The sequence below is a fragment of the Embleya sp. NPDC020886 genome (assembly GCF_044333915.1).
Lineage (GTDB): Bacteria > Actinomycetota > Actinomycetes > Streptomycetales > Streptomycetaceae > Embleya.
In genome coordinates, this window is record NZ_JBIRRX010000004.1 from 65,500 (window position 1) to 86,506 (window position 21,007).

Here is a 21,007-nt window from a genome sequence, read left to right on the forward strand (position 1 = left end):
AGTGGCGACGAGTACGTGTCCTGGCCCCATGACCTGGCGCCGCACAGCCTCGCGAATGTGGTGTTTCGTTCGGGGATCGAACGCCGCTGGACGTAATGCAACGTCACGCGAAGGGAGGGGGGCCGGTGGTCGCCGAAACGTCACAGACCCTGGACCGAGGTCTCAAGGTCCTCGAACTGCTCGCCGATGCCTCGGACGGCTTGTCGGTACACGACATCGCCGCCGCACTCGGCGTCAACCGCACCGTCGTCTATCGCATCCTCGCCACGCTCGAACAGCACGGCCTCGTCCGGCGCGACGAGAGCGGCCGCACCAGACTCGGCCTCGGCGCGCTGCAGCTGGCCCGTCGCGCACACCCGCTGGTGCGCGACGCGGCGGTGCCCTGTCTGCGCCGACTGGCCGAGGAGACCGGCGCCACCGCGCACCTGACCATCGTGGACGGCATGGAGGCCCTGGTGGTCGCGGTGGCCGAGCCCACCTGGACCGACTACCACGTGGCCTACCGGGTCGGTTCGCGGCACACGCTGGACGCGGGGGCCGCGGGGTTGGCCATCCTGGCCGCGCGCCGCGTGGTGGCGGGCCTGGACGGGCCCAGGTCCTATGTGTACGCCCCCGGCGACGGTCGGCACACGGTGCCCGGGATCGCCGCCTCGGTGCCGGATCTCGCGGCGGTCGAGTCGAGCGTCGGGATCGTCTCGCTCGGCAACCTGGACACCGAACGGCTGGGCCGCCGAGTGGCCCAGGCCGCGGCCGAACTGTCCGACGAACTGGGCGGGGTACGGGTCTCCGCCGCGTAGTCCCGAGCGTCGCGACCACGCACGGATCGCCGACCGCGGCTTCGGTGAGGCGAGTCCGGTACGGCGGGTGGGGGCGCGCCGTGTTTAATGCCAGGCGTGGCCCGTACCAAGCTCACCCTCCCGGTGTCCCTGCTCCTCGTCGCGATCCTGTTCCTCTTCGCGTTCCTGGTGCCGATGCCGTACGTCCTGATCACGCCCGGATCGGTGGCCGACACGCTCGGCGAGGACGGGGGGCGGCCGGTGGTCGAGATCTCCGGCCCCGCCGCGGTGTATCCGACCACCGGGCACCTGCTGTTGACCACGATCCACGCGAGCGGGCGCGACGACAAGCGTCGGCTGGCATCGCTGATCGGCGCGTGGTGGGACTCGGAGGAGTCGGTCGTGCCGAGGAAGTCCGTTTATCCGGACGGCAAGTCGGTCGAGCAGGTCGTCGAGACCAACGTCAAGGACATGGTCAAGTCGCAGGACAGCGCGACCGTCGCGGCGCTGAAGTACCTCGGCAAGTCGCCGGACCAGGTCAAGGTGACGTTGCACCTGAACGATGTCGGCGGACCGAGTGCGGGGCTGTTCTTCGCGCTGGGCATCGTGGACAAGCTGACGGAGGGTCAGCTCACCGGCGGGCGGACGATTGCCGGCACGGGGGCGATCGACGCGAACGGCAAGGTCGGGGAGATCGGCGGGTTGCCGATGAAGCTGCTGGCCGCGAAGCGGGCGGGGGCCACGGTTTTCGTTTTGCCGAAGGGGGAGTGCGGGGAGGCCGGGCGGGTCGGGGACGGCGGGCTTCGGCTGATTCCGGTCGAGACGCTCTCGGGCGCGGTTTCGGCGCTCGAGGCGTTGAACGCGGGGGGCAAGGTGCCTTCGTGCTGACGGGGGTTCGGCCTCGTCCGCCGGCCGGCCCGGTCGGCCTCGAACGCCGGCCCGGCCGGGTTCGCCGCCTGCGCCGGCGGGGCTGAGCGGCCTCGAACGCCGGCCGGGCCGGGTGGGCCGGCTATTCGTCCACCGCGGACTCGACCAGGGGCAGGACCCGGTAGGGGACCGGGGTTTCCAGGGCGATGGTGGTGGAGGCGCGGACCACGCCTTCGAGTTCGATGATCTGTTCGATTACGTGTTGTAGGTCCGCGTTCGAGCGGGCGACGATTCGGCACAGCAGGTCGCCTCGGCCGGTGATGGCGTGCACTTCGAGGATCTGGGCCACGCATTCCAGTTGCTTGCGCAGGTCGCGGCCCTGGCCCTGGCGGATCTCCAGGGTCGCGAAGGCGGTCACCGAGAAGCCGAGGGTGGCGGGGTCCACGTCCGGCCCGAAGCCTCTGATCACGCCGGCCTCGCGCAGCCGGTCCAGGCGCACCTGTACCGTGCCGCGCGCCACCGCCAGCCGGCGCGAACACTCCACGACACCGATCCGCGGTGTTTCCACCAGCAATCGGATCAGCGCGGCATCCAACCGGTCGATCTGCAAGGTGCCCTCCCTCGGGGGACTGGTTTCCCGGTGCCTACCCTGGGGCCATTCACGGCCACACCGGGAGGCAGCATGACCACCGACCTGATCACGGCACTGCGGGAGGAACTACCCGCGCACGTCCTGGTGACGGACGCGGACATCGCCGCATCGTACGCGCGTGACATGGCCGGCCTGTGTGCGGCCGGTCACCCTGCGGTGGTGGTCCTGGCCGAGACCACCGAGCAGGTGCAACACGTCATGCGGGTGGCCACCCGACTGCGGGTACCGGTGGTCCCGCAGGGCGCGCGTACCGGCTTGTCCGGCGGCGCCAACGCGGTCGACGGCTGCATCGTGCTTTCGCTCGTTCGGATGAATCGCATCCTGCAGATCGATCCCGTCGACCGTACGGCCGTGGTGGAGCCGGGGGTGATCAACGCCGACCTGTCCAAGGCGACCGCCGAGCACGGCCTGGTCTACCCGCCGGACCCGTCCAGTTGGGAGACCTGCACGATCGGCGGCAACATCGGCACCGGCGCGGGCGGATTGTGCTGCGTCAAGTACGGGGTGACCGCCGAGTACGTGCTGGGCCTGGAGGTCGTGCTCGCCGACGGGGAACTGCTGCGCACCGGGCGGCGGACCGCCAAGGGCGTCGCGGGCTACGACCTGACCCGGCTGTTCGTCGGCGCGGAGGGCACGCTCGGCGTGGTCACCCGGGCCACCCTCGCGCTGCGACCGACGCCGCCGCCCGCGTTGGTGACGGTGGCCCAGTTCGCGAGTACCGCCTCGGCGGCCGGTGCGGTCTCGGCGATCATGGCGGCCGGCCACACCCCCTCGCTGATGGAACTGATGGACGGCACCACCCTGCGCGCGGTGAACGCGATGGCGAACATGGGCCTGCCGGAGCACAGCGCCGCGCTGCTCCTGGTCGCGGTGGACACCCCGGAGCCCGCCGCCGAGTTGGCCGCGATCGAGGCGATCTGTACCGAGGCGGGCGCGTTCGAGGCGTTCACCGCCGAGGACGCCGAGGACTCGGCGCTGTTCATGCAGGCCCGTCGACTCGCGCTGCCCGCACTGGAACGGCTGGGCACCAGCATGATCGACGACGTCGCGGTGCCGCGCTCGCGGCTCGGCGACCTGCTCGACGGGGTGGCCGCGATCGCCGAGCGGCACGACACGGTGATCGGGGTGTGCGCGCACGCCGGGGACGGGAACACCCACCCGATCGTGATCTTCGACGCGACCGACCCGGCGGCGGTGGAGCGGGCCGGGGTCGCGTTCGACGCGATCATGCGTCTGGGGTTGGACCTCGGCGGCACGATCACCGGGGAGCACGGGGTGGGCGTGCTCAAGCGGGATTGGCTCGCGGAGGAACTCGGGCCGGTGGGGGTTCGGGTGCACCGGGGGGTCAAGGCCGCGTTCGACCCGCTGGGCATCCTGAACCCGGGGAAGGTGATCTGAACCCGGGAAGGTGATCCGAGCCCGGGCCCGGGGCAGGTGCTCCGGGCCGGGCCGAGGAGGGGGCGGCTCCGTCGGAAGTCCCGTCGGGTACTCCCGGGGTGGCATGTCTCGGGGGTACCCGGGGGTTCGAGTCGTCCTCCGGTAGTAGGGCCGATCGGCACTCCCGGGCGACGCCCGACGGGGGGTGTGGCACCTAGGTTTGTGGGTGTCGCTCCTGTTGGGGCGCACGGTGTCGCCTTCTCGGGCGGGACGGGTTCGTTCGGAGGTGGCGGTCGTGGAGAAGCGGGACAGTCGAGAGGTACGGGTCGCGGCAATCGCACTGCGCCGCCGTCGACAGGCACGCGCGCAGGCCACCGCCCGACTCGTCACCGCGATCCGCCGGGCGGCCTGATTCGCCGGGGCTTGTTCGGGCTTTGGGTGTTCGGCGCTTGATCGCCGGGTGGGTGGGCGGCCTCGGGCAATCGGCGGCCGGCTGCCGGTGGGTCGGCCGCTTCGGAGCTGCCCGGTCCCAGGGAACGCCCAACCGGGGACTGGTGATCCAGGGACGGATGGGCCCTGGATACCGGTGCGGGGACGTCGGATCCTGTGGGCATGAACGATCGACAGGAGCTGGCCGGCTTTCTGCTGCACTGCCGGGAACGGCTGTCGCCGGCGGACGTGGGGCTGCCCGACGGGGTCCGGCGCCGTACGGCGGGGCTACGTCGCGAGGAGGTCGCGCGGCTGGCCGGGATGTCGGTCGACTACTACGCGCGGCTGGAGCAGAACCGGGGCCCGCATCCGTCGCCGCAGCTTCTTGCCGCGTTGGCGCGCGCGTTGCGGTTGGAGGAGGACGGGCGTGATCACCTTTTCCGGCTTGCCGGTCGTGTTCCGCCGGGGCGGTCCTGCGGTGCGGACGAGCATGTGTCGCCGGCGATATTGCTGATCCTGGATCGGCTGCACGATGTGCCGGCGCAGGTGATCTCGGATTCGGGCGACGTATTGGCGCAGAACGCGATGGCGGTGGCGCTGCTGGGGGCGAACGTCGGGCGCAACGTCGTGGTGCGGTGGTTTTGCGAGCCGGGTTCGCGGGAGCGGTTTCGCGGGGCGGACGTGGATGCGATCTCCCGGGCGTATGTGGCCGATCTGCGGGGTGTGCTCAGGGAACGGCCGGGTGATGCGCGGGTCGCGGGGGTGGTGGCGCGGTTGTGTGCGCGGTCGGCCGAGTTCGCCGCGTTGTGGGCGGCGGCGGGGTCGGGGGGCGGGGACGAGGGGGGCGGCCTGTGCGAGGGGGCCGGGCGGCGGGGGGAGACGGTTTGGCATCCGGAGGTCGGGGAGATCGCCTTGCGGAGTCAGGTGCTTGTTGCCGTGGAGGCGGGGCAGCGGGTGGTCGTTTATTCGGCCCCTGCGGGGAGCCTGGCGGCTGGGCGGTTGGCGTTGCTTCGGGTTGTCGGCGTGCAAACGATGTCGGCCTAGTGGTGGGTGGGTTGGCGGGTCGGGTTGCCCTCGGTCGCCGGGCGGGCTGGGTTCGCCTCAAGCGCCGGCCGGGCTGGTTCGCCTCAAGCGCCGGCGGGGCTGATGTGGCCTCAAGCGCCGGCCGGGCTGGTTCGCCTCAAGCGCCGGCGGGGCTGATGTGGCCTCAAGCGCCGGCCGGGCTGATTCGCCTCAAGCGCCGGCGGGGCTGATTCGCCTCAAACGCCGGCGAGGCTGGATGGCCTCATGCGTCGGGCTGGGTTCGCCTCAAACGCCGGCGGGGCTGATTTGGCCTCATGCGCCGGCGGGGCTGATTCGGCTTGAGCGTCGGCGAGGTTGGGTGGCCCAAGCGTCGGGCCGGCTGGGTTCGCCTCATGTGCCGGCGGGGGCGAGTGGCCCCAGGCGCCGGCCGGGTCGTGAGGTACCGGGGGCCGGCCGGGCTTGGGGGTTGCTTCAGGGGTGGGTTGGTGGGGGGAGGAGGGAGGTGAGGTGGGGGGTGTCGATGGTCAGGCCGGCTTCTTTGGCGGCTTCGAGGGTCAGGTCCGGGGGGAAGCCGTGGGTGGTGTAGAGGGTGACGACGGTTTCGGTGGGGAGGTCGGGGTGGCCGGCTTCCAGGCGGCGGCGGATCGCCTTGTCGAGGAGGCGGGTGCCCTTGTGGAGGGTGCGGGCGAAGGATTCTTCCTCCCGGGCGGTCAGGGATTCGATGAGGGACGCGCCTCGGGTGAGTTCCGGCCAGGCGGGGGAGAGCGTCGTGACGATGCTTGCGGTGAGGGGTGGCAGGACGGGGCCCCGGATGCCGAGGCGACGGCCGTGTCGGAGCGCCCTTCGGATCAGTCGACGCAGGACGTATTCGGTGCCCTCCTTGCCCGGACGGATGCCGTCCGCGAGCAGGAACGCGATCGCCCGCGCGTGGTCGGTGAGGACTTCGAAGGACACCCGATCGGGGTTGTCGCGGTCGGTGGGGGAGTAGGCCCGGCCCGCCAGTTCCTCGACCGTCGCCAACGTGGGGCGCAGCAGGTCGGTTTGTACGGTGCTGTCCACGCCCTGGAGCACCGTCGCGAGCCGATCCAGGCCCAGGCCCGTGTCGATGCCGGTGCGCGGTAGGTCGCCGAGTACCGGGAAACCGCCGCCGGGTTCGCTCTCGCCGCGCACGCTGCGCATGAAGACCAGGCTCCACAACTCGACGAAGCGTTCGGGGTCGACCGAGGGTCCCCCGTCGCGCCCGTACGCCGGTCCCCGGTCGTAGGTGACGTCCGAGCACGGACCGCACGGCCCCGGTACGCCCATCGACCAGAAGTTGTCCGCCGCGCCCAGGCGTTGGATGCGCTCCGAGGGCATGCCGACCGAGCGCCAGATGCGCGCCGACTCGTCGTCGTCCTCGTAGACGGTGACCCACAGGCGGTCGGGGGAGAGGCCGAAGTGTTCGGTCAGCACCTCGTACGCGAACGCGATCGCCTCCGACTTGAAGTAGTCGCCGAAGGAGAAGTTGCCGAGCATCTCGAAGAAGGTGGAGTGCCGGCGGGTGTGTCCGATGTGGTCGATGTCCACGGTGCGTACGCACTTTTGCACCGAGGTCGCGCGGGGCACTTCGGGTTCGACGTCGCCCAGGAACCAGGGCTTGAACTGGTTCATCCCCGCGTTGGCCACGAGCAGGCTCGAATCGGGCGGCAGCAGCGAACCGGACGGCACGAGGCGGTGTCCGCGCGCGGTGAAGAAGTCGAGGAAGGTGGAACGGATCTGTGGCGAGAGCATGGCGAATCGGCCTTCGCGAGAGCAGCGGGCGGTGGGAGTACACACACGCCGAGCCGGGCCGAGCGGCGCTATCGCGCTCGGTTCGCCGGCCCGACGCCGGTAGCTCGCTGCCCGTTGATCCACATGTTTCGACGATAACCGACACCGGGTTGTCGGCGACGGGATTTTCGGGCCGCGAACCGGTGCCCGGTCGCCCGGATGGCCTACCGTGACGGGCATGAGTGACCTGCCGAGCATCGAAGCGCCGTACGGCCGGGGGGCGGACCTGCAGCCGGACATGGCCGACCGGCTGCGTTCCTACTGGGGCTTCTCCGCGCAGCGCGAACGCCAGGCGGCGATCGGCCGGGCCGCGCCGCGCAAGCGGCGACACGTCGAGGTGCAGTGCGGCAAGTGCGGCTCGACCAAGGTGAGCACCGACATCGTCGGCGACTACGTCTGCGGTTCGTGCGCCGCGCGTTGGCGTCCGCCGACCGCCGCGGACGGTCCCACGTGTCCCGAGTGCGGCTCGGGCAAGGTGTCCTCGATGCCGTACGGGGACCGCAAGTGTCGGGACTGCGATCACCAGTGGCGCCCCAGCTGACCTGCGGCTTCGTCGCGCTTTCGGTGGGAGGCCCTTGTTTTGTAGGGCTGTTGCGGATACCCACGAAGGCAAAACGATCAACGTGGGAGGCAGCGCCATGGCAGGACGTCTTCAGGACCACGTCGCGGTGATCACCGGCTCCGGGGCGGGCATCGGGCGCGGGATCGCCCGGCGGTTCGCGGCCGAGGGATGTCGGATCCTGGTCAACGACATCGGGGCCGAGTCGGCGGATCGGGTCGCCGCCGAGATCGCCGAGGTGTTCGGCGTCGACACGCTCGCGGTGGTCGCCGACGTCACGGTCAAGGCGGAGGCGGTCGGCCTGGTCGAGGCCGCGCTGGACCGGTGGGGCCGGTTGGACACGTTGGTGAACAACGCGTGGGGCGGCGGGCGGATCAACCGCCTGGAGAACAAGACCGACGAGATGTTGCAGCACGGTCTGGACATGGCCCTGTGGGCCGGATGGTGGACGATGCGCGCGGCGTTCGAGCCGATGCGGGACGCGGGTGGCGGCAGCGTGATCAACATCGCCAGCCTGAACGGCGTCAACGCGCATCGGTTCACCGCCGAGTACAACGTCGGCAAGGAGGCGCTGCGGGCGCTGACCCGCTCGGCGGCGCGGGAGTGGGCGCCGCATCAGATCCGGGCCAACGTGATCTGTCCCGGGGCCAGGACCGACGCGTTCGCGGCCTACGCCAAGGTGAACCCGGAGGCCGCCGCGCTCGCGGAGTCGGCCAATCCGATGGGCCGGATGGGCGACCCGGAGACCGACATCGGCGGCGCCGCCCTGTTCCTGGCCAGTGACGACTCGCGCTATGTCACGGGGAACACGCTCTTCGTCGGCGGCGGCACGCACATCAACGGTTCGACCTGGGCGCCGACGCCGGAGGAGGACCGGGTCGGATAGCGAGATGGTGGAAATTGTCCGGATATCGAGGCTTGAGTGGGCGAATTACCGTGATGCGCACCACTCTTGCGAGTAATCGTCAAACTGACGAGTAATCGTGTTATGCTGACGACATGGACACCGCAACCACGGCATTGCTCACGGATCACTACGAGCTGACGATGCTCGAAGCCGCACTTCGCAGCGGCGCGGCGCATCGCCGTTCGGTGTTCGAGGTCTTCGCCCGCCGACTGCCGGACGGTCGGCGCTACGGCGTGACCGCCGGCACCGGGCGGCTGCTCGACGCTGTCGAGAACTTCCGCTTCGACGACGAGACGCTGCGCTTCCTCGGCGAGGCCGGGGTGGTCGGTCCGGCGACGCTGGACTGGCTGGCGGGCTACCGGTTCACCGGCAACATCTGGGGCTACGCCGAGGGCGAGTGCTGGTTCCCGGGTTCGCCGCTGGTGGTGGTCGAGGGCAGCTTCGCCGAGGCGGTGGTGCTGGAGACGTTGATCCTGTCGATCCTCAACCACGACGCCGCCGTCGCCGCCGCCGCATCCCGGATGACGTCGGCCGCGGCCGGGCGTCCGTGCATCGAGATGGGCTCGCGCCGCACCCACGAGGAGGCGGCGGTGGCCGCCGCGCGGGCCGCGTACATCTGCGGTTTCGCGAGCACCTCGAACCTGCGTGCCGGGCAGCGGTACGGGATCCCGACTCGGGGCACCAGCGCGCACGCGTTCACGCTGCTGCACGACGACGAGCGCGAGGCGTTCGCGGCGCAGGTGGCCGCGCTCGGCGCGGACACCACGCTGCTCGTGGACACCTACGACGTGGCGAGCGCGGTGCGCACGGCGGTGGAGGTGGCCGGGCACGAACTCGGCGCGGTTCGGCTCGACTCGGGTGATCTGCTGTTGCTCGCGCACCGGGTACGGGCGCAGCTCGACGAGCTCGGGGCGGTCAAGACCCGGATCGTGGTCACCAGCGACCTCGACGAGTACGCGATCGCCTCGCTGCGGGCGGCTCCCGTGGACGCCTATGGGGTAGGCACCCAATTGGTCACCGGCTCGGGGCAGCCGACCGCGTCGCTGGTGTACAAACTGGTCGCGCGGGCGATGAGCGATGCGCCGGACGCGCCGCTGGTGCCGGTGGCCAAGAAGTCGCCGGGCAAGCCGAGCCACGGCGGTCGCAAGAGCGCGGTGCGGCGGTACGACGCGGACGGGGTGGCCGAGGCCGAGGTGCTGCGGCCCTTTCGCGCCGATGCGGAAGCCGTGCCGGGCGAGCGGGAATTGCTGGTCCCGCTGGTCGTGGACGGAGAGATCGTCGGGCGCGAGCCGCTGTCGGCGGCGCGCACGCGACACGCGCGTTCGCGTGAGGAACTGCCGCTTTCGGCTACGCAGCTCTCGCGCGGGGAACCGGTACTTCCGACCATCTACGAGTAGGCGCGGAACGGGCTCGTCGGACTCGACGGGGCCGGGCCGGTCACGAGGAGGCACGAAGCGATGACCCGGGCATTGATCGTGGTCGACGTACAGAACGACTTCTGTGAGGGCGGCAGCCTCGCGGTCGAGGGCGGGGCGGCGGTCGCCGAGGCGATCCGGCACCACGTCGCGGCCAATGCGGCCGAGCAGCCGCCGGATCCGGTGCACACGGAGACGCCGGCGTATGCGCACATCGTGGCGACGCGGGATCACCATGTGGATCCCGGGGCGCACTTTTCGGCGACGCCGGATTATGCGGGGACCTGGCCGGTGCACTGTGTGGCCGGGACCGAGGGGGCGCGGTTCCATCCGGCGTTCGCGCCGGTGGTCGAGTCGGGGCGGGTCGAGGAGGTCTTCTCCAAGGGGGCGTACGCGGCCGCCTACAGCGGGTTCGAGGGGGCGGCCGGGGACGGGACGTCGTTGGCGGACTGGTTGCGGGCGCGGGGGGTTACGCAGGTGGACGTGGTGGGGATTGCCACGGATCACTGCGTGCGGGCGACTGCGTTGGATGCGGTGCGGGAGGGGTTTTCGACGCGGGTGTTGGTGGGGTTGACGGCGGGGGTGGGGCGGGAGAGTACGGCCGTCGCGCTTGCCGAGCTTCGGGGGGCGGGGGCGGAGGTCGTGGGGGAGCGGGTCTTGCCCTGAGGGCGGTGGGGGTTCGGCTTGTTCGCCTCAAGCGCCGGCGGGGCTGCTTGGCCTCATGCGCCGGCCGGGCTGGTTGCCCTCATGCGCCGGGCAGGCTGGGTTCGCCTCACCCGGCCGGGAGCCCCGGACCCCGGCCCGCCCGACGTGTTCGGGCGATCGCCGAACTCGACCAGGATCACGAACACCCGCGCCTGGGCGGACGGATCTCCGCCGCGCCCGCCTTGGCCGCCGGCACGGTGCGCGCCGTGAGCCCGGGGTCCTCGGTGATCGCCTGCACCGCCGCGCCGCGCCGCGCCGCTGCCCGCGCCGCTCGGTGAACGGATGCGCAAGATCGTCGTCGCGTTCGACGAAGGGGCCGGAGTCCGCGGTGCGCCCCGCCGGGGGATCGGCCGCCGGGCCCGGCGCGGCAGGCGCGGTGGCCGGCAGGAGCAGTGCGCACAGCGTGGCGACGACGGCAGGGGCGAGGTGCCTCGGGTTCACGTGCGTTCTCCGGGTCTCGGCCATTCCTGAGCCGAAGATCACCGCTCCGACCGGTCGCGGGAGGGTGCCCGCAGCCCGGACCGATAAATCCCGATCGCAATCGAATGGTTACATTGCGCGGCCCGCGCAGTAGCGTGAGAGACGGGGGGCGTGCACATAGGGGTGCAGGGGAGGTGGTGCGTCGTGGCAAGAGGAGATTTCTTCCGTCTCGGCTACGGCGTATTCGTCACGATCGTCTTGACGGTCTCACTATTGGCGGCCTGGGAGCCGCGCACCGTGGCGGGAGCTGCCGTCGCCATGGGCATCGGGGTCGCGCTGGGCACGACGACGGCAGTGCTCGGCATCCGCGCACGGCATCACCCGTCCCGGGTCACGACCCGCGGATGACGGTGGTCCGGGCGGCCTTGTCGTGCAGACACTGGTGCCACGGCTGATCCCAGAATTGCCACAACACGTTGACCAGCCAGAAGAGCGTGCCCAGGCAGGGCACGGCCAGGGGCAACGTGTACACGCCGGCGCGGGTCCATGCGATCGACCCAGCGATGGGCCCGCCGTCGGCCACCCGAACCACCCGGATGCGCACCACTCGTTTGCCGAGCGTGCGGCCGAACCGGTCGAGCTGGAAGCCCTCGTAGACGAAATAGACCAACGAGAAGATCAGGCCCGAGGCGAACTGCGAGCCGAAGGTCACGTCGTCGTAGTCGTAGTCGGTGACCGGCCACGAGATCAGCCCCGCGACCACGCCGACGATGATGCTGTCGACGATCCGCGCGAGCAGTCGCCGCACCGGACCGCCGAGGGTGGGGCCCGCGCCGTGACCGCCGCCGCCGGCGCCGTAGGAGGGGTCCTGGCCGTAGGGACCGCCCGGTCCGTACGAGCCGCCCTGACCGTAGGGATACTGCCCGGTGGGGTCCTGGCCGTACGGCGGTTGCCCGGACGGGCCCTGGCCGTATGGGGGTTGCTGCTGCCCGGTCGGGTCCTGGCCGTAGGGCGGCTGCCCGCCGGGCGGTTGCTGCTGCCCGTAGGGCGGTTGTCCGTAAGGCGGCTGTCCGTACGGCGGTTGGCCGGGCGGGGGTTGTCGGCCGGGCGGAGGTGGTGGTCCGGACGGGTTGCGACCCGAGGGGTCGTCGCCGTACGGGTCGGGCGGTGGAGGCGGCGCACTACCTGTCATGAAGCCGAGTAAAGCGGACAAAAGCTGACGTAAGTGTGACGTCTCGGGTCAATTCGGGCGTGTCGCGCCTGGATGGGTCAGTGGTGGGGGCGGGGCGAGCCGGCCCCGCCGCACCCCGACCCGCTCGGGACCGATCCATTCCGGACCGATCCCTTGCGGACCGACTCGTTCCGGACCGGCCCGCTCAGTCCCGCGCCACGAACGTGCGTGCCGCCTTGTCGTGCAGACCCTGACGCCACGGCCGGTCGAACAGCCCCCACAGGGCGCCGAACAGGCCGATCACCAACACGCCCGGGACGTAGAGCACCGCCCACCGCCGCACCGACTGCCACAACGACGGCGTGTCGTGGCTGTCCAGGTCGGCGACGCGCAGGCCGAACAGGGTCTTGCCGAGCGAGCGGCCCCACTTCCAGGTGGGCAGCGCCTCGTACAGCAGTGCGGCCACGAGCACGGTGCCGAGCACCGCGGCGAGCGCCGTGCCGGTGGTGCCGTCGATCAGCCAGACGGTGGTGTCGCGGCCCTCGTAGCGGGCCCGGTCGATCTTGTCCCGGATGTGGTCGACCGCGTCCGGGACGAGCGGGATGCCGACCGCGACACCGGCCGCGAGCGGCACCAGCGCGTCGGCGATCCGGGCGAGCAGGCGCCGACCCGGGTTCGCCGGGCGCCGCTCGTTGCTGCCGAAGATGTCGGCCTGGACCGGTCGCCACGGCCCCGGCTCCTCGGCGGCGCGCTGCGGCGGCACCTCGGCGCCCGGCGTCGCGCCGCGCCTCGGGCCGGTGGGGGCGGTGGGACCGGTCGGGCCGGAGCGCGCCGCACCGGCGTCGGCCGGGCCGGCGGATTCGGGTGTGCCGGTCGGCGGTGCGTACATGCCCGTCGAGGACATGTCGTACAACCCGCCGGCCCGCGCGGACAGCACCTCGCCCCGGATCACCCGACCGCCCTGTTCGAGCGCCTCGGGGGCACCCGATTGCGCGGCCTGGTCCGGTTGTTCGGCGGCGGACCGGCCGGGTTCCTCGGCCGGCCGACTGCTGTCCGGCACCCAGGCACCGCCGTCCCAGTAACGGATGTGGCCGGTGATCTCCGGATCCGGGTACCAACCCGGTGCGGGTGCAGAGGACATGGGCGGGATTTTGCCGTACGGGAGGGGTGACGGGTACGCCCCGGGTCACATCCGGGCCCGATCGCTCTCGTCGAGCCGGTTCGCCCGGGCCCAGCCCGGATGGCAGCATGGGACCCATGAGTGTCGCTCCCATCGAGGTCGAGAAGCACAAGCCCGACGAGGACGTCCGGGCGGAGACCCCTTGGGTGTGCATCGTCTGGAACGACCCGATCAACTTGATGTCGTACGTGACCTACGTCTTCCAGTCCTACTTCGGCTATCCGAAGAAGAAGGCCGAGAAGCTGATGCACGACGTGCACAACAAGGGGCGGGCCGTGGTTTCGTCGGGGACGCGCGAGGAGATGGAGCGCGACACCACCGCGATGCACGGCTTCGGCCTGTGGGCCACCATCCAGCACGACAAGTGACACCCGGGCGGTTCGCCCGTTCGGCCCGCCGACCACTTCGGTTCCCGCCCCACCTTCTCCGGGAGTTGCACAGCCTGTGAACGGCCTCTTCATGCGCGGACGCTCGGGTCGACCCGAGATCGTCCTGGAGGACATGCACGTGCGGGTGCTGGCCGATCTGTGCGGTCAACTGGTGGAGATGGTCTCGCCCGACGACGACGCGACCGATCCGCTGGCCGCCGAGCTGGGCCTGACCGGGCTCGGCTCGTCCGAGGTGCCGGTCACCCCGGACGACCCCGCGCTGGCCCGCCTGCTGCCGGACGCGTATGCCGAGGACGCCGAGGCGGCGGCCGAGTTCCGTCGCTACACCGAGACCGACCTGCGGCTGCGCAAGCGGGACAACGCGCGGATCGTGCTGGCCGACCTGGCCGAGTTGGTCGACCTGACCGAACCGGCGGACGCCGAGGAGCTGCGCACCCAGGGCGGCGAACACCGCGTGGTGCTCGACGCGGCCGGCGTTCAGGCCTGGCTGGGCACGCTCAACGACCTGCGGCTGGTGATCGGCACCCGGCTCGAAGTCACCGAGGACATGGAGGAGTTCGAGGCCAAGCTGGCCGACGACGATCCGCGGCGCTGGTTGTTCGCGGTCTTCCACTGGCTGGGCGGCCTGCAGGACTCGTTGCTCGGGGCGCTGTAGCGACCGGTGGGTCGAGGGCACGCCGCGCGGCGTGCCCATGGCAACGGCGCATTCCTTGCACATGGCGTATCCGTTGAAAGAGGGACACGCCGGATCGATCGGCATCGGGTTTCCGCCCCGGTTCGTTGGTAATACGGCCTCCGTACCGACGAACGGGAGCGATCATGATGGACACCGAGGCCGGATCGAGCGCGAATGCGGCCGAACCGAGTGTCGACGCCGAAGGGTACGAACGGGGACTCAACAGCCGTCAGATCCAGATGATCGCGATCGGCGGCGCGATCGGTACCGGCCTCTTCCTGGGCGCGGGCGGTGCGATCGAGAAGGCCGGGCCGTCGTTGATCGCGGCCTACGCGGTGGCCGGCGTAGTGATCTTCTTCGTGATGCGCGCGCTGGGTGAACTGCTGATGTATCGCCCGGTGGCGGGCAGTTTCGCCGAGTACGCCCGGGAGTTCTTCGGGCCGTTCGCCGGCTTCGTGACCGGCTGGACGTACTGGGTGATGTGGGTGGTCACCGGGATGGCCGAGATCACCGCGGCGGGCGTCTACGTGCAGTACTGGTGGCCCTCGGTGCCGCAGTGGGTCACCGCGCTGGTGGTGCTGTCGGTGCTGTTCGCCGCCAACCTGATCTCGGTCAAGCTGTTCGGCGAGTTCGAGTTCTGGTTCTCGATGATCAAGGTGACCGCGATCATCGGGATGATCCTGGTCGGCATCGGGGTGCTGATCTTCGGCTTCGGCGAGGCCGGCGACCAGGCGTCGGTCACCCACCTGTGGTCGGACGGCGGGTTCGCGCCCAACGGCGTCGGCGAGACGTTGCTGGTGCTCCAGATCGTGATGTTCGCCTTCCTGGGTGTCGAACTGGTCGGGGTCACCGCCGGGGAGGCGCAGGATCCGGAGAAGGTGCTGCCGCGCGCGATCAACACCATCCCGTTCCGGATCGGGCTGTTCTACATCGGCGCCCTGCTGATCATCCTCTCGCTGGCGCCGTGGACCGATTTCCACGCCCAGGAGAGCCCGTTCGTGCTGGTCTTCGACCGGGTGGGCATCCCGGCCGCGGCCGCGATCATCAACTTCGTGGTGCTCACCGCCGCGCTGTCCTCGTGCAACTCGGGCCTGTACTCGACCGGCCGGATGTTGCGCACGCTCGCGGTCGAGGGACAGGCGCCGCCGGGGGTGAGCGGGCTGAGCGCGCATCGGGTGCCCGCGGCGGCGATCACCGTGTCGGCGATCGTGATGGGTCTGGGCGTACTGATCAACGCGCTGGTCCCGGACAAGGCGTTCATGTACATCACCTCGGTGGCCACCGTGGGCGCGCTGTGGACGTGGGGCATGATCGTCGCCTGCCAGATGCGCTACCGGCGGGCGGTGGACCGGGGCCGGCTGGCCGGGCACGGGTTCCGGATGCCGGGTGCGCCGTACACGGGCTGGGCGGTGCTGACCTTCCTGGTGATGGTGGTGGTCCTGCTCGGGTTCTCCGCGGACACCAGGATCGCGTTGTACGTGGTGCCGATCTGGGTGGCGTTCCTGGTGGCGGCGTACATCCCGGCGCGGCACGCGAAGCCGATGAAGGTCTGATCGGCGGGTCGGCGGCGGGCGGTGGGCCTCGCGCGGGGTCGGGAGGTGCTCAGTACGCTCGGGGCATGCTCACCATCACCGCAGATCTGCGCGATCGGATCGTCGCCCACGCCCGTGCCGACCACCCCGACGAGGCGTGCGGCGTCGTCGCCGGGCCCGAGGGCACCGACCGCCCCGAGCGGTTCATCCCGATGCTCAACGCCGCGCGGTCGCCCACGTTCTACGAGTTCGACTCGGCCGACCTGTTCAAGCTCTACCGGGAGATGGACGATCGCGACGAGGAGCCGGTGATCGTCTACCACTCGCACACCGCGACCGAGGCGTATCCGTCGCGTACCGACGTGTCGTACGCGTCCGAGCCCAACGCGCACTACGTGCTGGTGTCGACGCGGGACGAGGAGACGTACGAGTTCCGGTCGTACCGGATCGTCGACGGGGTGATCACCGAGGAGGAGGTCAGTGTGGTGGACACCTATTGATGCCTGTCGATGCAGGGGTGATCGATGTCGGGTTGTTGCCGGTTGATTCCCTTGCCGGACCCACTGCGTCTCACCTGTCGATATGGGGTGTTCCGCCATGCGAGATCACATCGGAGCGGGCCGGGGGAATGGCTAGCATGACCATATGCGTTATGCGGGCGTGAATACGACGGAAGCGGTGCCGGGCGGTGCCCCGGGCGCGTTTCTCGTCGCACGCCTGCACGTCGATCTGTGCCGACTCTCCAGCGCCCTCTGTCGCGCTGCGCGCGTGGGCTGATCCGCTTCCCGGATCGGCTCACCAGGCACCCCAGGCAGCAGGCAAGTCCCGCAGCACCGGCGCATGCGAACGACCCCCGCCCCGCGGTCTCCATCGGCCCCGTCGGAGCGTTTGGGGTGCGGCCCGCGTCCGGACTGCGTTCTCTCCGTTCGAGTCAACACCAGAGGAGCGCATCCATGGCCATCGAGGTCCGCATCCCGACCATCCTCCGCACCTACACCGACGGCGCCAAGGCCGTACCCGGGTCCGGCGACACGCTCGCCGACCTGCTGGTCGACCTGGAGGCCCGGCACCCGGGCGTGCGTGCTCGCCTGGTGGAGGAGAACGGCGAACTGCGCCGCTTCGTCAACGTCTACCTCAACGACGAGGACGTGCGGTTCACCGGCGGGCTCACCACCAAGCTGGGCGACGGCGACACGGTCACCATTCTTCCGGCGGTCGCCGGCGGCTCGATCTGATGCGCTACGAATCGTTGCTCGACTCGGTGGGCCGCACCCCGTTGGTCGGCCTGCCGAGTCTGTCGCCGTCGCCGACCGTGCGGGTGTGGGCCAAGCTGGAGGACCGCAACCCGACCGGTTCGATCAAGGACCGTCCGGCCCTGCACATGATCGAGGCGGCCGAGCGGGACGGGCTGCTCACCCCCGGCTGCACGATCCTGGAGCCGACCTCGGGCAACACCGGCATCGCGCTGGCGATGGCGGCCAAGCTCAAGGGTTACCGGATCGTCTGCGTGATGCCGGAGAACACCTCCGAGGAACGCCGCGAGTTGTTGCGCATGTGGGGCGCCCGGATCATCGGGTCGCCGGCGGCGGGCGGCTCCAACACGGCGGTACGGGTGGCCAAGGAGCTCGCGGCCGAGAATCCCGACTGGGTGATGTTGTACCAGTACGGCAATCCGGCCAATCCGGACGCGCACTACGCCACGACCGGGCCCGAGTTGCTGGAGGATCTGCCGACGATCACCCACTTCGTGGCCGGGCTGGGCACCACCGGCACGTTGATGGGCGTCGGTCGTTACCTGCGGGAGAAGGTTCCGGGCGTGACGATCGTCGCGGCCGAGCCGCGCTACGACGACGTGGTGTACGGCCTGCGCAACCTCGACGAGGGCTTCGTGCCGGAGTTGTACGACGCCGAGGTGTTGACCACGCGCTACTCGGTGGGTTCCGCCGACGCGGTTCGGCGTACCCGGGAACTGCTGGAGAAGGAAGGCATCTTCGCGGGCATCTCGACCGGCGCGGTGCTGCACGCGGCGCTCGGGATCGCGCGGAAGGCGGTCAAGGCGGGCGAGGACGCGGACATCGCGTTCGTGATCGCGGACGCGGGGTGGAAGTACCTGTCCACCGGGATCTACACGGCCGAGAGCACCGAGGCCGCGGTCGAGGGGTTGCAGGGTCAGTTGTGGGCGTGAGGTTCGGGTGGGTCGGCCCCGGGGGCTGAGCTGAGGGTGGGCTCGGGTGCGTCGGCCTGCGTCGCCCTCGTCCCCCTTGTTGGCCTCGTTGGCCTCGTTGGCCTCGTTGGCCTCGTTGGCCTCGTCGGCCTCGTCGGCCTTCGGGCCGAGGTCGGTTTTGTGCGGGCCGGCCTGCGGGTTCGAGTTTCGAGCCCGCGCTGATTGCAGAGTTTCCGTCGCCCCCGAGTGCCTTTTCGGCACCGGGGGCGATCGGGTTTTCGGCCGCTCGATGGCGCGGTCCTCGCGATTCGGGGGCGGTCAGCCGTCCTCGGTCGGGGCGTGCGCGGCGTGGGTGCGCGAGGTGGCGCCGGGCGGGGTCGATGTCGTGCTCGACTCGGTGGGCGGCGGGATTCTGCGGCAGAGCTTCGACGTGTTGGCTCCGTTCGGTCGGATCGCGGTGTACGGCGCGGCGAGTGGCGAGTTGCCGGCGATTCCGGTCACGGACCTGTTCGCGTTGCGGTCGGTGGCCGGGTTTTCGCTGCTCGCCTGGCAGGCGGCGAATCCGGCGGCGGCGCGGCGGGAGCCGGCCGAGGTGGCCGAATATCTGGCCTCGGGCCGGTTGCGGGTCGCGGTGCATGCGCGGCTGCCGCTGACCGAGGCGGTCGAGGCGCATCGGGTGCTGGAGGGGCGGGGGCAGTTGGGGCGGGTGCTGCTGGTGCCGTAGCCGGGGTGGGTCGCGGTGTGCGCGCGGTGGGGCCTTGACCTCAAGTGCGGTTGAATTCCTAGCGTGTCGACTCCTGCACGACTACGTCGCCGGGGCCGGTGTGGAAGCGGGTCGCGGCTGTTCGGGAGGGCCACGATCATGACCACCACCACCTTTGCCTCCGGTGACAGCGATGCCCGTACGGCGGTGACCGTGCTCGGATTGGGGGAGATGGGCTCGGCGTTGGCGGGCGCGTTCGTCGCCGGGGGGCGGCCGACCACGGTGTGGAACCGGACGCCGGGGCGGGACGAGGCTTTGCTCGCGCTGGGGGCGCGGCCGGCGGGCGATGTTCGGGAGGCGGTCGCGGCGGGGTCGTTGGTGATCGTCAACGTGAAGGGCAACGACGCCGCTCGGGAGATCTTGGCGGCGGCGGGGGATGCGCTCGCGGGTCGCGCGGTGGTCAATCTGACCGACGGGACGTCGGGGGAGGCCCGGGCGATGGCGGAGTGGGCGGCGGGGCGGGAAGCGGCCTATCTGCACGGGCAGATCATGACGATCGCGCCGGCCGTCGGGGATCCGGACGCGGTGGTGTTCTACGGCGGGTCCGGGGAGGTCTTCGCCCGGTACGGCGCGGAGCTCGCGTTGATCGGCGGGCGGGGGAGTCTGCTCGGCGAGGACGCGGGGATTCCGGGCCTGTACGGGATGGCCGTGCACGGCACGATGTGGGGCACGCTCAACGGCTTCCTGCACGCGGCGGCGTTGTTGTCCGCCGAGGGCGTCGAGGTGAGGCGTTTCCTGGAGCAGGCCGGGCCCTCGGTGTCGGCGCTGTTCTCGATCCTGCCGTCGATCGCGGCCGAGGTCGATCGAGGCGAGTACGCGGCCGACTTCGGTGCGCTCAAGCACCACCTGCCGTCGTTGGCGGACCTGGTCGGGGAGAGCAGGGCGCGTGGGATCGACGTCGAATTCCCGGAGTACACGAGGGCGTTGGTGGCCGATGCGGTCGAGCGCGGGCACGGCGAGGACAGCTACTCCCGGTTGGTGGAGCACTTCGGGAAGCGGTGAACTTCCGGGGCGGTGCCGGGGACGGGCCAGGAGGCGCCGGTGGGCGAGTCGTGCCGGACGGACTGGGTGCTGTCGGTGTCGACGGTGAGCGCGAACCGGTCGAGGCCGGGGCGGCCCACCGAAGCCCACCAGGCGTGCGCGGCCGATACCTCGTCCCACAGTCGGCGCGGGCCGAACTGCCGTACGGCGAAGTGCGCGAGCTGCGTTCCGTCGTAGTCGACGCAGGCCCATGAGGTGCCCGCTTCGTCGGCCACCCAGAACCGGGTGTGTACGGATTCGGCGGGGCGTTGTGGCTCCCACAGGTGCCAGGCTCCGGGTACGGCGACGCCGATCGCGAAGTCGGCGTCGCCGGTCACCTCCCACGGGGACACCGCGGTGCGGCCGAGGTCCGGCACGTGCTCGGGGCGGACGACGGTGTCCAGGTCGTCGATCCGGCCGGCGCGATGGGCGCGCATCCGCATGAAGGCGCCGCCCGGGGTGAAGCGACCTGTGGCGGAGCCGTCTTGACGTGTTGTCAGGATCGCCGAACCAGCCGCGGTCCAGGACGTGGCCCAGGGCGTGACGATCCGGCCGCCGGGTCGGGTGCGGGCGAGCCACGACATCGGCACCCGTTCGACGGCACACGTACAGAGCAGCCGGTCGTAGGGTTCGCCGGTGGGTCCTCCCGCCGCGCCGTCGGCGGTGACCACCTTGGGGGCGGCCGGTCCGAGTGCGGCCAGTCGTCGGCGGGCCCGCGCGGCGAGGGCGGCATCGATCTCTACGGTGACGACACGATCGGCGCCGACCCGATGTGCGAGCAGCGCGGCGTTCCACCCCGACCCGGTACCCACCTCCAGGATGCGCTGCCTGTCGTGGACGTCGAGGTCGAGCAACATCCGTGCCACCACGCTCGGTTGCGACGCGGCCGAGGACGGCCAGTCGGGGCCGCCCCCGGCGTCGCCTTCGGCGCCATCGTTGACCTGCACGATCACCGACACGTCCTGATAGGCGAGTTCGAACCACGCCTCGGGAGCCACCCGCCGATCGACCCGCACCGGCGAGCGCCCACCCGCAGGCCGCACCCGGACGACATCAGGCAGGAAGTGGTGCCTGGGCACGGCTCGAAGGGCATCCCGCCATGGCCCCAGGGACCCGACACGCGCCTCGACCAGGCGAAGCAACTCTTCGATGGCGCGGCCATGTTCCACCTCG

Annotated in this window: 23 protein-coding genes; 18 read left to right on the plus strand and 5 right to left on the minus strand. The window is 71.0% G+C overall.

All coding sequences use genetic code 11. The annotated features are described in order from the left end of the window. Positions 1–125: 125 nt before the first annotated feature. The gene (locus ACH4U8_RS15280) at positions 126–797 is read left to right on the plus strand and encodes a helix-turn-helix domain-containing protein (RefSeq protein ID WP_360307315.1); all 672 of its coding nucleotides are present in this window, start codon (positions 126–128) and stop codon (positions 795–797) included. 87 nt (positions 798–884) lie between these two features. Then, positions 885–1,664 carry a S16 family serine protease gene (locus ACH4U8_RS15285; RefSeq protein ID WP_360307318.1) on the plus strand — a complete coding sequence of 260 codons (780 nt, stop codon included), beginning with the start codon at positions 885–887 and terminating at the stop codon, positions 1,662–1,664. Positions 1,665–1,785: 121 nt separating this feature from the next. On the opposite strand, the gene ACH4U8_RS15290 is transcribed toward ACH4U8_RS15285, so the two are convergent. Beyond that, on the minus strand, positions 1,786–2,253 hold the full coding sequence (locus ACH4U8_RS15290; RefSeq protein ID WP_360307321.1) for an Lrp/AsnC family transcriptional regulator: 468 nt from the start codon (positions 2,251–2,253) through the stop codon (positions 1,786–1,788). Between the two features lie 72 nt (positions 2,254–2,325). Between ACH4U8_RS15290 and ACH4U8_RS15295 the strand changes: the two genes are divergently transcribed. Further along, positions 2,326–3,693 carry an FAD-linked oxidase C-terminal domain-containing protein gene (locus ACH4U8_RS15295; RefSeq protein WP_360307324.1) on the plus strand — a complete coding sequence of 456 codons (1,368 nt, stop codon included), beginning with the start codon at positions 2,326–2,328 and terminating at the stop codon, positions 3,691–3,693. A gap of 591 nt (positions 3,694–4,284) precedes the next feature. Beyond that, a complete protein-coding gene (locus ACH4U8_RS15300) occupies positions 4,285–5,145 on the plus strand; it encodes a helix-turn-helix transcriptional regulator (RefSeq protein ID WP_395778266.1) in 861 nt (286 codons plus the stop codon). Positions 5,146–5,595: 450 nt separating this feature from the next. On the opposite strand, the gene alaS is transcribed toward ACH4U8_RS15300, so the two are convergent. After that, positions 5,596–6,894 (minus strand): alanine--tRNA ligase, encoded by a 1,299-nt coding sequence (alaS, locus tag ACH4U8_RS15305; RefSeq protein ID WP_395778268.1) that lies wholly within the window; start codon positions 6,892–6,894, stop codon positions 5,596–5,598. Positions 6,895–7,111: 217 nt separating this feature from the next. Between alaS and ACH4U8_RS15310 the strand changes: the two genes are divergently transcribed. The 5 genes from ACH4U8_RS15310 (at position 7,112) to ACH4U8_RS15330 (ending at position 11,347) form a co-directional block, all read left to right on the plus strand. After that, positions 7,112–7,474, plus strand: a complete 363-nt coding sequence (locus ACH4U8_RS15310; RefSeq protein WP_395778270.1) for a hypothetical protein — start codon at positions 7,112–7,114, stop codon at positions 7,472–7,474. Between the two features lie 97 nt (positions 7,475–7,571). Further along, positions 7,572–8,378, plus strand: coding sequence for an SDR family oxidoreductase (locus ACH4U8_RS15315; protein WP_360307335.1), 807 nt, complete (start codon positions 7,572–7,574; stop codon positions 8,376–8,378). A gap of 113 nt (positions 8,379–8,491) precedes the next feature. After that, a complete protein-coding gene (locus tag ACH4U8_RS15320) occupies positions 8,492–9,796 on the plus strand; it encodes a nicotinate phosphoribosyltransferase (RefSeq protein ID WP_395778271.1) in 1,305 nt (434 codons plus the stop codon). Between the two features lie 60 nt (positions 9,797–9,856). Continuing rightward, positions 9,857–10,480: an isochorismatase family protein gene (locus ACH4U8_RS15325; protein ID WP_360307340.1), complete on the plus strand. Its 624-nt coding sequence runs from the start codon at positions 9,857–9,859 to the stop codon at positions 10,478–10,480. A 663-nt stretch (positions 10,481–11,143) separates the two neighbouring features. Further along, on the plus strand, positions 11,144–11,347 hold the full coding sequence (locus tag ACH4U8_RS15330) for a hypothetical protein (RefSeq protein ID WP_158696122.1): 204 nt from the start codon (positions 11,144–11,146) through the stop codon (positions 11,345–11,347). Here ACH4U8_RS15330 and ACH4U8_RS15335 read toward each other — a convergent pair. Together ACH4U8_RS15335 and ACH4U8_RS15340 are read right to left on the minus strand one after the other, a co-directional pair. Beyond that, the gene (locus tag ACH4U8_RS15335) at positions 11,331–12,131 is read right to left on the minus strand and encodes an RDD family protein (RefSeq protein WP_395778273.1); all 801 of its coding nucleotides are present in this window, start codon (positions 12,129–12,131) and stop codon (positions 11,331–11,333) included. The genes ACH4U8_RS15330 and ACH4U8_RS15335 overlap by 17 nt on opposite strands. A gap of 184 nt (positions 12,132–12,315) precedes the next feature. Further along, positions 12,316–13,251 (minus strand): RDD family protein, encoded by a 936-nt coding sequence (locus tag ACH4U8_RS15340; RefSeq protein WP_395778275.1) that lies wholly within the window; start codon positions 13,249–13,251, stop codon positions 12,316–12,318. A gap of 116 nt (positions 13,252–13,367) precedes the next feature. On the opposite strand from ACH4U8_RS15340, the gene clpS reads away from it, so the two are divergent. The 9 genes from clpS (at position 13,368) to ACH4U8_RS15385 (ending at position 19,816) form a co-directional block, all read left to right on the plus strand. Continuing rightward, positions 13,368–13,658, plus strand: a complete 291-nt coding sequence (clpS, locus tag ACH4U8_RS15345; RefSeq protein ID WP_020553361.1) for an ATP-dependent Clp protease adapter ClpS — start codon at positions 13,368–13,370, stop codon at positions 13,656–13,658. Between the two features lie 76 nt (positions 13,659–13,734). Beyond that, complete coding sequence (locus ACH4U8_RS15350; RefSeq protein WP_360307351.1) at positions 13,735–14,334, plus strand: DUF2017 domain-containing protein; 600 nt, start codon at positions 13,735–13,737, stop codon at positions 14,332–14,334. A gap of 164 nt (positions 14,335–14,498) precedes the next feature. Next, positions 14,499–15,908 (plus strand): amino acid permease, encoded by a 1,410-nt coding sequence (locus ACH4U8_RS15355; RefSeq protein ID WP_360307354.1) that lies wholly within the window; start codon positions 14,499–14,501, stop codon positions 15,906–15,908. Between the two features lie 65 nt (positions 15,909–15,973). After that, on the plus strand, positions 15,974–16,387 hold the full coding sequence (locus tag ACH4U8_RS15360) for a M67 family metallopeptidase (RefSeq protein WP_360307357.1): 414 nt from the start codon (positions 15,974–15,976) through the stop codon (positions 16,385–16,387). Positions 16,388–16,565: 178 nt separating this feature from the next. Further along, positions 16,566–16,664 carry a putative leader peptide gene (locus tag ACH4U8_RS15365; RefSeq protein ID WP_360307782.1) on the plus strand — a complete coding sequence of 33 codons (99 nt, stop codon included), beginning with the start codon at positions 16,566–16,568 and terminating at the stop codon, positions 16,662–16,664. Positions 16,665–16,840: 176 nt separating this feature from the next. Continuing rightward, a complete protein-coding gene (locus tag ACH4U8_RS15370; protein WP_395778277.1) occupies positions 16,841–17,122 on the plus strand; it encodes a MoaD family protein in 282 nt (93 codons plus the stop codon). Beyond that, the gene (locus ACH4U8_RS15375) at positions 17,122–18,072 is read left to right on the plus strand and encodes a cysteine synthase (RefSeq protein WP_360307363.1); all 951 of its coding nucleotides are present in this window, start codon (positions 17,122–17,124) and stop codon (positions 18,070–18,072) included. Before ACH4U8_RS15370 ends, ACH4U8_RS15375 begins: the two co-directional genes overlap by 1 nt. A 268-nt stretch (positions 18,073–18,340) precedes the next feature. Continuing rightward, positions 18,341–18,775, plus strand: a complete 435-nt coding sequence (locus ACH4U8_RS15380; protein ID WP_395778279.1) for a zinc-binding dehydrogenase — start codon at positions 18,341–18,343, stop codon at positions 18,773–18,775. Between the two features lie 138 nt (positions 18,776–18,913). Further along, positions 18,914–19,816 (plus strand): NAD(P)-dependent oxidoreductase, encoded by a 903-nt coding sequence (locus ACH4U8_RS15385; protein ID WP_395778281.1) that lies wholly within the window; start codon positions 18,914–18,916, stop codon positions 19,814–19,816. Here ACH4U8_RS15385 and ACH4U8_RS15390 read toward each other — a convergent pair. Further along, on the minus strand, positions 19,780–20,913 hold the full coding sequence (locus tag ACH4U8_RS15390) for a methyltransferase domain-containing protein (protein ID WP_395778283.1): 1,134 nt from the start codon (positions 20,911–20,913) through the stop codon (positions 19,780–19,782). The genes ACH4U8_RS15385 and ACH4U8_RS15390 overlap by 37 nt on opposite strands. Positions 20,914–21,007: the final 94 nt, after the last annotated feature.